This window comes from Microbacterium sp. BDGP8 (assembly GCF_029991045.1).
Taxonomy (GTDB): Bacteria; Actinomycetota; Actinomycetes; order Actinomycetales; family Microbacteriaceae; genus Microbacterium; species Microbacterium plantarum.
In genome coordinates this window covers 211,574-225,610 of sequence record NZ_CP120712.1, presented here as the reverse complement: position 1 = coordinate 225,610, position 14,037 = coordinate 211,574, and the positions used below count along the sequence as shown (strand labels likewise).

Here is a 14,037-nt window from a genome sequence, read left to right as displayed (position 1 = left end):
GAATCTCGATGCAGGTGAAGCTCGCGCGTCGGGCACGCGATGAGAGTTAGCTTAGCCTTACCTAATCGAAGTTTGTGAACTCCCTGACAGTCATCGCTCGGCGTGACGGCGCGGCAGGATGACCGGACGGCCGGTGTCGGGGTCGTCGAGCACGCGCACCGGGGTGCCGTAGACGGCCTCGACCCGGTCCGCGGTCAACACGTCGCGCGGGTTCCCCCGAGCGACGAGCCGGCCGCCGTCGATCATCGCGACCTCGTCGGCATATGCCGCGGCGAGCGACAGGTCGTGCAGCACCACGACCACCGCGCGCCCATCCCGCGCGAGCCGCCGCGCGACGCGGAGGACCTCTTCCTGGTGCCGGAGGTCGAGGGCCGCGGTCGGCTCATCGAGCAGCACGACGGGGGTGTCCTGCGCGAGTACTCGAGCCAGCGAGACACGCGCCTTCTCGCCACCCGAGAGCGACGGGTAGGCGCGATGGAGCAGGTGTGCGACATCCGCTCGCTCGACCGCTTCGGCGATACGCGCATCGTCGAGGGCCGCCTGCTCGGTGCCGATCCAGGGCGTCCGCCCGATCGCGACGACCTGCCCCGCCGTGAACGAGAACGCCACCTGGTTCGACTGCAGCAGCACGGACCGCCGCCGCGACAGGTTGCGGGCCGACCACTCGCTCACCCGGCGTCCGTCGAGACGGACATCCCCCGAGGTGGGTGCACGGTCGCCCGTCAGCAGGGAGAGCAGGCTCGACTTTCCGGCGCCGTTGGGCCCCACGAGAGCGAGCAGCCGACCGTAGCCGACATCCGTCGTCACGTCGTCGAGGATCGTCGCCTCACCCAACCGCAAGCTCGCATGCCGCACCTCGACGGCCACGCCCGTCACGACCAGCCCCCGGCGGTGCGGCGGGTGCGGCGGATGAGCCAGAAGAAGAACGGTCCGCCCACGAGCGACGTGAGGATGCCGATCGGCAGGTCTGCAGAGACGACGATGGTCCGCGCCAGGAGATCGGCGTAGACGAGCACGACGCCGCCGCCGAGCGCCGAGAGGGCGATGAGCCCGCGGTGCGCCGGCCCAACCAGCATGCGGATGATGTGGGGCACGACGAGACCGACGAACGCGATGATGCCGACGAACGCGACCGCAACGCCGGTGAGGAGCGCGACGAGGACGATCGACCCGACCCGCAGCGCCTCGACGCGCACACCGAGGTGCGCGGCGGTGCGATCACCGAGCGCGAGAAGGTCGAATCGGCGTGCGAGACCGAGGGATGCCGCTGTGCCGAGCGCTCCGACGAGCGCGACGATCGCCACCTCCGACCAGCGCGAACCGTTCATCGAGCCGAGCTGCCAGAACACGATCTGCTCGCGTGACGCGGTGTCGCCGACGAACATCAGCAGTGCCAGCGCGGCACCCGCGAACGCGTTGACGGCGATGCCCGTCAGAATGAGCGTGATCGACTCGGTACGCCCGTGCGCGCGTGCGGCGGCGTAGACCACGAGGGTCGCGACGAGGCCGCCCGCGAACGCGCAGACCGCGATCGACCACGGGCCGAGGAACGAGACGCCGAGCGTGATCGCGGCGGCCGCGCCGACGGCCGCGCCCGACGAGACGCCGACGACGCCCGGCTCGGCGAGCGGGTTGGCGAAGATCGCCTGCATGACGGCACCGGCGACCGCCAGCAGCGCGCCGACGAGCAGCGACATCGCGACACGGGGGAACCGGATCTGCCACAGCGTCTGCTCGATCAGCGGCTCGGTCGGCGCCCACGAGCTGGGCATGCCGATGGCGCGGAGCAACGACCCGACGACCTCGGCGGGGCCGACCGGCAGCTGACCGAGTCCGGCCGACAGCACGACGCCCACCGCGAGCAACGCCGCGGTCACGGACCCGACGAGGACTGCGCGGCGCCCAGCGGCACGCCCGCTCACGAGGCGGGATCGGGCGCGTAGACAGCGCGTGCCAGCGCATCGAGCACCCCCGCACTGCGCGGCCCGAACGACAGGATCTGCCCGTCCGCCATGTCGACGAAGCGGCGATGCTGGCCGGCTGCGGTCAGCGCGATCGCGGGCTTGTCGGCGAGCAGGCCATCGACGCCGCCGACCGATTCGAGCCCGGCGGTCATCACGAGGATGAGGTCGGGGTCGGCGGCGACCATGGCTTCGTCGTTGAGGGGCTGCATCCCGCTCCAGCCGAGCTCGCCGGCGACGTCGACCCCGCCGAGGGCGGTGATGAGCTGGTCGGCACCGGACTCGGACCCGAACAGGTAGTAGACACCCGCGGTGCCGCGCAGGTAGAGGAAGACCATTCGCAGACGCTCGCTCGCGGCCTCCGGTGCGAGCGCGGCGATCTGCGCACGCGTCTCGTCGACCTCGCTCACGATCCGCTGAGCGAGCTGCTCTCGCGCCTCGGCGACGCCGAGCACCTCGCCGACCGAGCGCGCCAGGTCGGCGGCGCCGTCGAACGACGCCGAACGCTCGACGAACACGACCGTGATGCCGACATCCCGCAGCTGCTGCACGACGTCGACCGGCCCGATGCTGCCGTCGGTGATGACCAGCGTGGGGGCGAGGCCGATGATCGACTCGGCGTTGACCGTGTGGCCGTTGCCCGTGACAACCGGCAGGTCCGCCGCACCGGGGAACGTCGTCGAGACGTCGCGGCCGACGAGCTCGCCGCCGAGGCCCAGGCCCCAGACGGTCGCGGCCAGCGAACCGGAGAGGTCCATCGCGATGATGCGCGAGGTGTCCGTCACCGTCACCTCGACGTCGCCGGTGAGATCGTGCGAGGTCACGGTGACGGGCAGGCTCTGGGTGGGATCCGTCACGACCGGCTCGACCGCAGCGTCGGCGAGGACGGCGGTCGAGGGGCCCTCGAGCGAGCGCGGGTCGGTCACCGGCGCCAATTCGCTCAGCGGGGGTCGGTCGATCACGACCTGGCCCGCGGCCTCGCCGTGAGACGTCGCAGCCGGAGCGCAGGCGCTGAGCGACAGGGCCGCAGCGGCGAGCGCCGCGACGAGGAGTCGCCGCATCTTCACGCGGCCGGCCCGTCGTCGGCGTGATCGGCGGGCCCGCCGCCGGCACGCACCTTCCGCTGCTTGCGACGCGAGGCGACGACCGCTGCGGTCGACCCGCCGATCGTCGCGACGAGCGCGCCGCCGATCGCGGCGATGAGCGCGACGGGGAGGGCACCGCTCGATCCGCTCTCGTCGTCGCCCGCCTCTGCCGCATCCGCGGCGGGAGACGCGTCGACGACGGGCGACGGCTCGGCCGTCGGGGTAGCAGCCGCGCACACCCCGCTCGCGGTGAACGAGAGCGGGTCGAAGGCGGTGCCCGTCTCGTAGTTGCCGAAGGCGGCGTACCCCTCGTCGGTGATCGCGGTGGCGGCATCCGTCGCGGCGAGGGTGAGGGCCTCGCCCGAGACCGTGCTCTCCAGACCCGCCAGGTCGACGGTCACGAACGGCACCTGGGGTGTCGTGACGACGGTGTCGTCGCCGGCGAGCGCGCTCTCCATCGAGACTCCGGCGAGGTCGACGAGAACACGCCCCGCCGCCGGCGCGATCTCGAGCGTGACGTTCTGCGCCGTCGAGTCGAGCAGGCCGCCGTGCCCGGTGAACCGGATGCCGCCGGGGAAGGCGATCGAGCCGGTACCGGTCGCCGGGTCGTAGCTGCCCGTGCCACCGGTCCAGGTGAACGCGGGCGTCTCGTAACCCACGCCGCCGAACGGCTCCCACGCACCCTTTGCGATGGAGCCGGAGATGTACGAGCGGAACGACTCCTTGAAGCCCCACGTGATGGTCGCGTCGGTGATGTCGCAGGCGGCCGGCGAGGTCGCGGCGGTCCGCTGCTCGACGGGCGCGGCGTCGCCGATCGCGAGGGCGGGGCTCGCGACACCGAGGACGATCGACGCAGCGGCGAGCACCCCGAGGGGCGCCCGGGACAGAAGGGAAGAGCGCACAGCAGACTCCAGAGGTAAGGTCAGGCTTGCCTAACCTTACCGGAGTCGGCGTCAGGGCCGCAGCGGCAGCAGCGCTCCGAGGTCGGCGCGGGTGCCCGACGCTCTGAGCCGGCCCGCGGTGGCGGCATCCGCCCAGGCCAGCTCGCCGAGGGCGAGGGCGATCCAGGTCGCGGCATCCGTCTCGACGACGTTGGGAGGAGTGCCGCGCGTGTGTCGCGGACCCTCGACGACCTGCACGGCACCGAAGGGCGGCACGCGCATCTCGACCGAGTTGCCGGGCGCCTTCTCGACGAGCAGCTGCAACAGGTAGCGCACGGCCGTCGCCAGGTCGGTGCGCGCAGGTTTCTCGCCGGACGCGTCGGCGGCGGCGACCGCGGCGAGCGCGGCGCGGCCATCGGCGGTGAGGATGCTGCGGGCCATGGGTTCCACGCTAGCCCGGTCGGTAGGCTGGCCGGGTGAAGATCCTGGTCCTCGGCTCGGGCGCGCGCGAGCACGCCATCATCCTCGCTCTCGCCGCGGAAGGCGCAGGTCACGACCTGCTCGCGGCCCCCGGCAACGCCGGCATCGCGCGCGATGCCGAGATCGTCCCGGGCCTCGACCAGAATGACCCGGTCGCGGTGACCGAGTTCGCCGGCAGCGCCAACGTCGACCTCGTCATCGTCGGCCCGGAGGCCCCGCTCATCGCCGGTGTCGCCGATGCACTGCGGGAACGCGGCATCCCCGTCTTCGGGCCCGGAAAGGTCGCCGCGCAGCTCGAAGGGTCGAAGGCCTTCGCGAAGCGCGTGATGGACGAGGCCGGTGTGCCCACCGGTCGGGCGGTGCGCGCGCGGAGCCGCGCCGAGGTCGAGGCCGCGCTCGACGAGCTCGGCGCCCCCCACGTGGTCAAGGCCGACGGTCTCGCTGCCGGCAAGGGCGTCATCGTCACCGATGACCGTGACGCGGCGCTCGCCCACGCCGACATCTACCTCGCGAGCGGCCCGGTGCTGATCGAGGAGTTCCTCGCCGGCCCCGAGGTGTCGCTCTTCTTCGTCTCGGACGGCGACACCGTCCGAGCCCTCAGCCCCGCGCAGGACTACAAGCGCGCCTACGACGGCGACGCCGGCCCGAACACCGGGGGCATGGGCGCCTACTCGCCGCTCCCCTGGCTCGCCGACCGGTTCGGCAGCGAGGCCGAGTTCGTCGCCGAGGTCACGCGCGACGTGGCCGAGCCCGTCATCCGCCACCTCGACACCGAGGGCACGCCGTTCATCGGCCTCCTCTACGCGGGCCTCATCCTCACCGAGTCGGGCATCAAGGTGATCGAGTTCAACGCGCGGTTCGGCGACCCCGAGACGCAGGTCGTGCTCGCGCGGCTGACCTCGCCGCTCTCGGAGCTGCTGATGGCCGCGGCGAGCGGGCGCCTCGAGTCCGAGCCCGAGCCGACGTTCTCGGGCGACGCCGCCGTCACGGTCGTGCTCGCGAGCGAGGGCTACCCCGAGAACCCGGTGACCGGCCGGGCGCTCACGGGGCTCGACGCCGCGGCATCCGTCGAGGGCGTGCACCTCGCGCATGCCGCGACCGCCGAGACGGTCGACGGGCTCGTCGCCACCGGCGGGCGCGTGCTGAACGTCGTCGCGCGCGGCACCGACTTCGCCGAGGCCCGTGACCGCGCCTATCGCGCGCTGTCCGAGATCAGCCTCGACGGCTCGCACCACCGCACCGACATCGCCGCCCGCGTCGCGGACTGAATCCACAACGCGGGCGGTCCCGTTCGGTCGCGGCCGGGGTCAGCGCCGGACGAGGTGGGCGGGGCGCTTGAGGAAGATCACGACGATCACGGCGACCCCGATGACGATCGCCGGCAGGATCATGGCCTGCGCCATCGCGGCGGAGAAGCCCTCGGCGATCGCGGGAGGCATCGCGCCGCCGCCGCCGAAGTCGCCGCCCGCGGCATCCCCGGCACCCGGCAGGTTCGCCGTCAGCCGCGACTGCATGTAGGCCGCGATCGCCGCCGAGCCGATCACCGAGCCGACCGTGCGGGTCGTGTTGTAGATGCCCGAGCCGGCCCCTGCCTGACGCGGCGGCAGGTTGCGGGTCGCCGTCGTGGCGAGCGGACCCCACATGCCGGCGTTGGCGACGCCGATGATCGCGGCGGGGATGAGCAGCAGCAGGACGGGCGCCTCGGTGTTCATGAGCAGCGCGTAGCCGACGAGGCCCAGGACCATCAGCGTCAGGCCGGGGACGAGCAGCAGGCGCGGGTCGACGCGGTCGAGGATGCGGCCGGCCAGCGGTGCGAGCGCGCCCGAGAGAACCGCCATCGGTACGAGCAGCAGCGCCGACTGCGTCGGGGTGAGCCCGCGCGCGAGCTGCGTGAAGAACGCCATCGGCAGCGCCATGCTCGTCACGGTGAAGCCCACCGCGGCGATCGCGAGGTTCGAGATCGCGAAGTTGCGGTCGAGGAAGAGCTCGAGCGGCACGAGGGGCTCGCTCTTCGTCCGTCCCTGCGTCCAGACGAACACCGCCATGACGACGATACCGGCCCCGATCATCGCCCAGATGCCGGCAGCCCAGTCGTAGTGCTCGCCCTCCTGCAGGCCGAAGACGATGAGGAAGAGCCCGATCGCGCTCAGCACGACGCCCACGACATCGAAGCGGTGCGGGTGCGTCTCGAGCTGCGGCACCAGGCGCCACGCCAGGACGAATGCCACGACACCGACGGGGATGTTGACGAAGAAGATCCACTCCCAGCCGAAACCGTCGACGAGAAGGCCGCCCGCGAGCGGTCCGACGAGGGTCGCGACACCGGCGGTCGCACCCCACAGGCCCATGGCCGCGCCCCGGCGCTCGGCGGGGAAGGTGCGGGTGATGACGGCCATCGTCTGCGGGGTCATGAGGGCGGCGCCGAGACCCTGCACGGCGCGCGCGATCACGAGCACGGCGAGCGAGCCCGAGAGCCCGCAGGCGAGCGAGGCGATCGTGAAGATCGCGAGCCCGATCAGGTAGATGTTCTTCGGCCCGAATCGGTCGCCGAGGCGGCCCGTGACCAGCAGGGGCACTGCGTAGGCGAGCAGGTACGACGAGGTGACCCACACCACGTTGTCGAGGTTGCCGGTCGACGGGTCGAGCGCGGCCTTGATCGCCGGGTTCGCGACCGAGACGATCGTGGTGTCGACGAGGATCATGAAGAACCCGATGACCATCGCCCACAGGGCGGGCCACGGGTTGACGGCGGGGGCGGCGCCTTCGGGGGCGCGGACGGTGCTGGTTCTCTCGCTCATGCGCGGGCGGCTTCTCTCTGTGCCAGGTAGCGGTCGGTCGCGGCGAGGTCGGTGACCCCCCACACGGTGTCGGGACGACGGATGTACTCGACCGCTTCGTCGAGCCAGGCGACATCCGCCGACAGCAGAGCCGTCTCGCGGTGCACCTCGATCCAGAACTGGGGATACGAGCCGCGCTCGATCGCATGGTCGCGCGCCTGGCGGTGCGCCTCGAGGGATGCCGCCAAGGCGTCCCTCCGCTCGCTGAGGAGCGCCACCACTTCGGCGCGCTCGAGGTTGTGCGATTCGGCCAGCGCGACGCGGAAACGCTCGGGGCGGTCGACGGCGGGGAGCTCGCGCCGCACCCACGCGGTCATCATGTCGGCGCCGGCGTCCGTGAGCGTGTACGTCGTCCGCTCCGGACGGTTGCCGTCGCGATCGGTGCCGACGTCATCGATGAGGCCCTGCCGCTCGAGACGCGCGACGGTGTGGTAGATCGTCCCGTGCGTCAGGGCGACGAGGCGGTCGGCCTTCCGTTCGCGCAGCAGACGGACCATCTCATACGCGTGCATGTCGTCCTCGTGCAGCAGCGCGAGCAGCATCAACCCCAGCGGGGTGAGGCGATCGACGGCATCCGGCATGGCACCCCCCTCTCGATTAGTCCATGTGGACTATACGCCTTTTTCACGGGTGATCGTCGGCCGGCATCCGGACGGGACCCCCGCGATGCTCGGGAGGCGTGGACCGCAGCGGATCGAGCACCGCGCCAGTCCGATCGACGCCCACTACTGCTCCTGCATTGTGACGAAAGGGGATCGGATGCCAATATGAGAGCCGTCTCATATTGCACAGAGACATTCGGGGGAGAAATGACTTCAGAAAACACATCGCACTCGCGCGCCACCACGCCGCCACCGGCGCCACCGGCAACCCTCGCGGCCCCGCCGGCACCTTTCACGCACGCAGCATCCGTCCAGACGCCGCCCCAAGACAGCTACCCGGCCGCGCCATCCGCTATGACCACGCAAGGACCGGGCTCAGCGCAGCCCGCCCTGAGCGATAAGTCGTTCATCGCGACCTGGCTCTTCGCACTATTTCTAGGGGTCCTCGGAGTCGATCGGTTCTACCTAGGGAAAGTCGGAACTGGCATCATCAAGCTCCTGACTTTCGGCGGCCTCGGGATCTGGGCGCTGGTCGACCTGATCATCACGCTGACGCAGAATGCGAAGGACGCCCGGGGCCTCGCGGTGCGAGGCGAAGGCAGGCAGCCGATGATCGCTTGGATCGTCACCGGCATCGTCGTGGTCGTCGCGCTCGTCGCTAACATCGGCAACGCGGCGAACAGCGTGTCGGACCGCGTCTCGGCGCCTGTCGTAGCCGCGCCCATCGACGACCAAACCGCGAACGATCCCGCCGACGACGTGGCGGCGGCACCAGTCGACGACCGTGCCACGGTTCCGACCGTCGTCGGTTCGACTGTGGCCGAGGCCCGGGTCGCGCTGCAAGCAGGTGGCTTCGTCCTCGTCGTACCCGAAGGAACCGGTGACGACTGGCTCGTCACGTCTCAGAACGTGACCGGAGGCGCCAAGGCCGATGACGGAGCGGAGATCACGGTCGTCGCTGAAGCCCCCGCGCCTGTGCTCTCGCTGGGGCAGCGCAACGCGGTCGACAAAGCCGCGAGCTACCTGTCCCTCATGGGCTTTTCGCGCACGGGGTTGATCACGCAGCTCGAGTTCGAGGGGTTCACCAACGAGGACGCCACGTTCGGCGCGGACAATGCCGGCGCGGATTGGAACGCGGAAGCTGCCGAGAAGGCCGCGAGTTACCTCGATCTCATGGCGTTCTCACGCCAAGGGCTCTACGACCAGCTCGCCTTCGAAGGGTTCACCTCCGAACAGATCGAGTTCGGGCTGGCAGCCATCGGTTATTGAACGACCGGGGGCAGGCGATCTGTCTGCCCCCGCACCACGTACACCTACACCTCCATCTCACGATCACCGAGGAACCCTCATGGAACCCGCCGCAATGCTCACGTGGACGCTGCAACAAGAGATCGCCGTCCCCGCCGATGTGCTGCCCCTTCTGACACAGGGCGAAGAAGCCGTCGCATCGTTCAAGACGTTTCGCGATTCTGCGACCTTCACCACCAAGCGGCTGATCGTCCGTGACGCCCAGGGCATCACGGGCAAGAAGGTCGAGATCTACTCTCTGCCCTACAGTGCGATCAATATGTGGTCATCCGAGAACGCGGGAACCCTCGACTGGAACTCCGAGATCGAGCTGTGGACGCGAGCCGGACACATCAAGGTGAAGCTCTCGAAGGGCGCCGACGTCCGGCGTATCGACAGCCTGATTGCCTGGGCCGTCCTGCACGCACACTGACCTCGGCTGTAGTGGTGCTTGCCGCGCGGCTCAACCCATCGGCCCGCTCCGGGATAATGGCCGGGTGAGCGCCCTCGATCTGCCCGGCTGGAAGCACGTCTACTCCGGCAAGGTCCGCGACCTGTACCGTCCGGCGGACGGCCCGGCCGACCGGATGCTCGTCGTCGCGAGCGACCGCGTCAGCGCTTTCGACCACGTGCTCGAGCCCGGCATCCCCGGCAAGGGCGAGCTGCTGACGCGCCTGAGCCTGTGGTGGTTCGCCCAGCTCGCCGGTCGCGACGGCGGCCACCCGATCCCGAACCATCTGCTGGGGCTCCAGCCGCCGGCAGCGGTCGCCGCGCGGGCGATGATCGTGCGCGAGCTCGACATGCAGCCGATCGAGTGCGTCGTCCGCGGCTACCTGACCGGCACCGGCTGGGCCGAGTACTCCGAGAGCGGCACGGTGTGCGGCATCCCCCTCCCGACCGGCCTGCAGAACGGCGACCGCCTGCCCGAGCCGATCTACACCCCCGCGTACAAGGCTCCCCTCGGCGAGCACGACGAGAACATCTCGTTCGAGCGTTCCGTCGAGCTCGTCGGCGCCGAGACCGCCGCCGCGCTGCGCGACGCGTCGCTCGAGATCTACCGACGAGCCGCCGCCCTCGCCGAGAGCAAGGGGCTCATCCTCGCCGACACGAAGTTCGAGTTCGGCCTCGATGCCGATGGCGTGCTGACCCTCGCCGACGAGGTGCTCACGAGCGACTCGTCGCGCTACTGGGATGCCGAGGCCTGGCGCACCGGCACGACGCCCGCCGAGCGCATGGCCAGCTACGACAAGCAGATCGTGCGCGACTGGCTCGCGGCGGCCTGGGACAAGACCGGCACTCCCCCGGCTCTCCCCGACGACATCGTCGAGCGCACCGCCGCGAAGTATCGCGAGCTGCTCGAGACGCTCGCGGGCTGAGGGCGGGCCGTACGCGCGCTCCGCGGAGCGCCGACGCGGCATGCAGGGATCTCACAGGTAGGGTAGGGCCGCTCTCGCGCTCCATCCCGAATCGTTCATCCTTTCCGAGGAGTCCCATGCCCATCTGGTCCCTCCACGGCGACGGTCGCACCGTCGCGCGCGGCGCCGTCGTCAAGCCCGGCGAGCGCCTGAACTGGCCCGGCACCATCGCGATCGGCGCGCAGCACGTCGTCGCCATGTTCGGTGCGACGTTCCTCGTGCCGATCATCACCGGCTTCCCGGTCTCGACGACCCTGCTCTTCTCGGGTCTCGGCACCCTCGTCTTCCTGCTGATCACGCGCAACAAGCTGCCGAGCTACCTGGGCTCGTCGTTCGCTTTCATCGCCCCCATCACGGCGCTCAACGGCGGCAACCGCCTCGAGACCGCCGAGCAGATCACTCAGGCGCTCCTCGGCGTCGTCGTCGCGGGCCTCCTGCTCGCGGCGGTCGGCTTCATCGTGCAGGCCTTCGGCACGGGCTGGATCGAGAAGCTCATGCCGCCCGTGGTCGCCGGTGCGATCGTCGCGCTCATCGGGTTCAACCTCGCACCCGCCGCCTGGAACAACTTCCAGCTGCAGCCCGAGATCGCCACGGTGACCCTGTGCGCCGTCATCCTGTTCAGCGTGCTGTTCCGCGGGTTCCTCGGCCGCATCTCGATCTTCCTCGGCGTGATCGTCGGCTACGTCGTGGCCGCCGTCACCGGACAGGTCGAGTTCGAGGCCGTCGGGGCCGCCGCCTGGTTCGGTCTGCCCGACTTCCACCTCGTGGCGATCGGGGATGCCGCGGCCTGGTCCATCGTGCCGATGTTCCTCCCCGTCGTGCTCGTGCTGATCGCCGAGAACGTCGGCCACGTGCGCGGCGTCGCGACCATGACCGACGACCCCTCGATCAACAAGCACACCGGCCGCGCGCTCATCGCCGACGGTGTCGCGACCACCCTCGCGGGCGGCTTCGGCGGCTCGGGCACCACGACCTACGGCGAGAACATCGGCGTCATGGCCGCGACCCGCGTCTACTCGACCGCCGCGTACTGGGTGGCCGGCATCGTGGCGATCCTGCTCGCCTTCTCGCCCAAGGTCGGGGCCGTGTTCAACACGATCCCCGCGGGCGTGCTCGGCGGCGTCACGACGGCCCTCTACGGCCTGATCGGCGTCATCGGCATCAAGATCTGGGTCGACAACCGCGTGGACTTCTCGCGTCCCGTGAACCAGTACACCGTCGCGGTGTCGTTCGTCATCGCGATCGCCGGGTTCGCGATGAACTTCGGTTCGCTGCAGTTCGGCGCGATCGTCCTCGGCACCATCGCCGCCCTCGTGATCTACCACGCCGGCAACGCGATCGCCCGCTGGCGCAAGACCGGCGCCGACGACGGCGGCCCCATCCCCGCGGTGGGCCCCCTGGGAGGAGACCCGCAGTAAGCGCAGCGCGCCGAGTGCACGGCATCCCGTCGACTGAACGACTTTCAGACCCGAGGATGCCGTGCACTCGGCGCTTCGCCGTGCACTCGGCGTCGCTCCGGGGGGGAATGACATGGGGGGGTGAGGGGTTGTGTATGTGTGTGAATGAGAAGCTCGCAGGTGCCACGACGATGGGCGCCGTCACCCTGCTGGTCGGCGACCTCGACGGGATGACGCGTTACTACCGCGATGTCGTCACGCTGCAGGTGCTCGCCGCAGGCGGCGACACCGTCACCCTCGGGCGCGCCGGCCGGCCGGTCGTGATCCTGCGCCACGAGCCCGCGCTCCGCCATGCGGCCGCCGGGTCGGCTGGCTTGTTCCACACGGCCATCCTGTTCGAGACGCAGGCAGCTCTGGCGGCCGCGCTCTACAGCGTCGCCCGCCACGCGCCCTCGACCTTCACCGGCAGCGCCGACCACCTCGTCAGCCAGGCGTTCTACTTCACCGACCCCGAGGGCAACGGCATCGAGCTCTACTGGGACCGCGATCGCAGCACCTGGTCGTGGACGCACGGACAGGTCGAGATGGACACGCTCTTCCTCGACCCCAACGCCTTCTTACGCGAGCACCTCGATGCCGCGATGCTCGACAGCGCGGGCAGCGCCGGCTCCACGCCATCCGATCCCGCCCGCGTCGGCCACGTGCACCTCTCGGTCGGCGACGTGGTGACGGCACGGGCGTTCTACGTCGACGCCCTGGGGTTCGACACGACCGCGGCGCTCGGCGATCAGGCCCTCTTCGTCAGCGCGGGCGGCTACCACCACCACATGGCGATGAACGTGTGGAACTCCCGAGGGGCAGGGCCGCGCATGCCGGCGCTCGGGCTCGGCCGCGTCGACCTCGCGCTGCCGACGGCCGACGATCTGGGGGCTCTCACCGAACGTCTGCGCCATCATGGCATCGCGGTGCGCGACGACGGGCGCACGGTCGCGTTCGACGACCCCTGGAAGAACACGCTCCACGCCGCCCTGGCCCGAGCACGACGCGCCCTGACCCGAGCGTCAGGCCCGCGTCAGGCCGAGCCGCGGACGATGAGCTCGGTGTCGAGGATCGTCACCTCGGGGGGCGACATCCCCGCGAGCCGCGCGAGCAGGACATCGGCCATGCACTCGCCCTGCGCGAACGACGGCTGCCGCATGGTCGTCAGCTGCGGCTCGGTCGTCAGCGCGACGGGCGAATCATCGAAGCCCATGACCGCGACCTCGTCAGGGACCCTGATCCCCTCGGACGCGAGCACCTGCATGGCGCCGCGCGCCATGAGATCGCTCGCCACGAAGAGGCCGTCGAGCGGCTCGCCCGCCGCGAGGATGGCACGCATCGCCACAGCTCCGGACTCGGTCGTGAAGTCGCCCTGCACGACGGGGGCCGGCGTGAGTCCCGACTCCGCGAGCGCCACGCGGTAGCCCTCGGCGCGGTCGACACCGGCGGGCATGGACGGCGGGCCCGTGATCGCGCCGATGTGGCGGCATCCGCGGCCGATGAGGTAGGCCGTGGCATCCCGCGCACCGGCGACGTTATCGACGTCGATGTAGTAGTCGCCCATCCGCGAACGCACCGGTCGACCGCCGTAGACGACGGGAATCGCGGCCGCGATGCGCTCGATGAAGGTGTCGCTCGTGTGGTGCGACACGATGATCGCGCCGTCGACGGCCCCACTGCGCACGTACTGGGCCGTCTTGTCGCCGGGGTCGGCGCTGGCCATGATCAGGTTCAGCACATAGTCGCTGCGGCTGATGCGCGAGTTGATGCCCGACACGACCGCCGCGAAGAACGGATCGCCGAACACCCGGCTGGTGTCTTCGGGCACGACGAGCGCGATCGCCATCGTCGACCGGCTGGCGAGCGAACGCGCCGCGCGGTTGGGAACGTAGTTGAGCTCGGCGATCGCGCGGCGCACCGACTCGAGGGCGGCGGGGCTGACGGCGGTCGAGCCGTTGACGACGCGCGACACCGTCGAGCGCGATACACCGGCGACGGCCGCGACCTCTTCGATGGTCGCGGCCGTCCGGTTCTGGTCGGAGATCACAGTGGG

13 protein-coding genes and 1 pseudogene are annotated in these 14,037 nt (G+C 70.6%); 6 read left to right on the top strand and 8 right to left on the bottom strand.

Annotated elements, in window-relative coordinates:
• Positions 1–90 precede the first annotated feature (90 nt).
• From P6897_RS01145 to P6897_RS01125, 5 genes are read right to left on the bottom strand one after another with little or no spacing between them, the layout of a single operon-like run.
• On the bottom strand, positions 91–876 hold the full coding sequence (locus P6897_RS01145) for a heme ABC transporter ATP-binding protein (protein WP_282501839.1): 786 nt from the start codon (positions 874–876) through the stop codon (positions 91–93).
• Positions 873–1,922: an iron ABC transporter permease gene (locus tag P6897_RS01140; RefSeq protein WP_282501838.1), complete on the bottom strand. Its 1,050-nt coding sequence runs from the start codon at positions 1,920–1,922 to the stop codon at positions 873–875. Before P6897_RS01140 ends, P6897_RS01145 begins: the two co-directional genes overlap by 4 nt.
• Positions 1,919–3,022: an ABC transporter substrate-binding protein gene (locus tag P6897_RS01135; RefSeq protein ID WP_282502620.1), complete on the bottom strand. Its 1,104-nt coding sequence runs from the start codon at positions 3,020–3,022 to the stop codon at positions 1,919–1,921. The genes P6897_RS01140 and P6897_RS01135 overlap by 4 nt, the downstream gene beginning before the upstream one ends.
• 2 nt (positions 3,023–3,024) lie before the next feature.
• Positions 3,025–3,948 carry an HtaA domain-containing protein gene (locus P6897_RS01130; protein WP_282501837.1) on the bottom strand — a complete coding sequence of 308 codons (924 nt, stop codon included), beginning with the start codon at positions 3,946–3,948 and terminating at the stop codon, positions 3,025–3,027.
• A gap of 51 nt (positions 3,949–3,999) precedes the next feature.
• On the bottom strand, positions 4,000–4,368 hold the full coding sequence (locus tag P6897_RS01125; RefSeq protein ID WP_274178110.1) for a sterol carrier family protein: 369 nt from the start codon (positions 4,366–4,368) through the stop codon (positions 4,000–4,002).
• Between the two features lie 35 nt (positions 4,369–4,403).
• Here P6897_RS01125 and purD point away from each other — a divergent pair, with 35 nt between their 5' ends.
• Positions 4,404–5,675: a phosphoribosylamine--glycine ligase gene (gene purD / locus P6897_RS01120; RefSeq protein ID WP_282501836.1), complete on the top strand. Its 1,272-nt coding sequence runs from the start codon at positions 4,404–4,406 to the stop codon at positions 5,673–5,675.
• 39 nt (positions 5,676–5,714) lie between these two features.
• On the opposite strand, the gene P6897_RS01115 is transcribed toward purD, so the two are convergent.
• Both P6897_RS01115 and P6897_RS01110 read right to left on the bottom strand, forming a co-directional pair.
• Positions 5,715–7,205 carry a DHA2 family efflux MFS transporter permease subunit gene (locus P6897_RS01115; RefSeq protein WP_282501835.1) on the bottom strand — a complete coding sequence of 497 codons (1,491 nt, stop codon included), beginning with the start codon at positions 7,203–7,205 and terminating at the stop codon, positions 5,715–5,717.
• A complete protein-coding gene (locus tag P6897_RS01110; RefSeq protein WP_282501834.1) occupies positions 7,202–7,825 on the bottom strand; it encodes a PadR family transcriptional regulator in 624 nt (207 codons plus the stop codon). Before P6897_RS01110 ends, P6897_RS01115 begins: the two co-directional genes overlap by 4 nt.
• 375 nt (positions 7,826–8,200) lie before the next feature.
• Between P6897_RS01110 and P6897_RS01105 the strand changes: the two genes are divergently transcribed.
• The 5 genes and pseudogenes from P6897_RS01105 to P6897_RS01085 form a co-directional block, all read left to right on the top strand.
• Entirely contained in the window at positions 8,201–9,115 is a 915-nt protein-coding gene (locus P6897_RS01105; protein ID WP_282501833.1) for an Ltp family lipoprotein, read from the top strand.
• Between the two features lie 79 nt (positions 9,116–9,194).
• A complete protein-coding gene (locus P6897_RS01100) occupies positions 9,195–9,566 on the top strand; it encodes a PH domain-containing protein (RefSeq protein WP_137749778.1) in 372 nt (123 codons plus the stop codon).
• A gap of 64 nt (positions 9,567–9,630) precedes the next feature.
• Entirely contained in the window at positions 9,631–10,509 is an 879-nt protein-coding gene (locus P6897_RS01095) for a phosphoribosylaminoimidazolesuccinocarboxamide synthase (RefSeq protein ID WP_282501832.1), read from the top strand.
• Between the two features lie 116 nt (positions 10,510–10,625).
• A complete protein-coding gene (locus P6897_RS01090) occupies positions 10,626–11,966 on the top strand; it encodes a solute carrier family 23 protein (protein WP_274178106.1) in 1,341 nt (446 codons plus the stop codon).
• A 107-nt stretch (positions 11,967–12,073) separates the two neighbouring features.
• A pseudogene (locus tag P6897_RS01085) lies at positions 12,074–12,976 on the top strand (VOC family protein); the annotation flags it as partial.
• A 41-nt stretch (positions 12,977–13,017) separates the two neighbouring features.
• Here the strand turns inward: P6897_RS01085 and P6897_RS01080 are convergent.
• The gene (locus tag P6897_RS01080; protein WP_274178105.1) at positions 13,018–14,031 is read right to left on the bottom strand and encodes a LacI family DNA-binding transcriptional regulator; all 1,014 of its coding nucleotides are present in this window, start codon (positions 14,029–14,031) and stop codon (positions 13,018–13,020) included.
• Positions 14,032–14,037 lie beyond the last annotated feature (6 nt).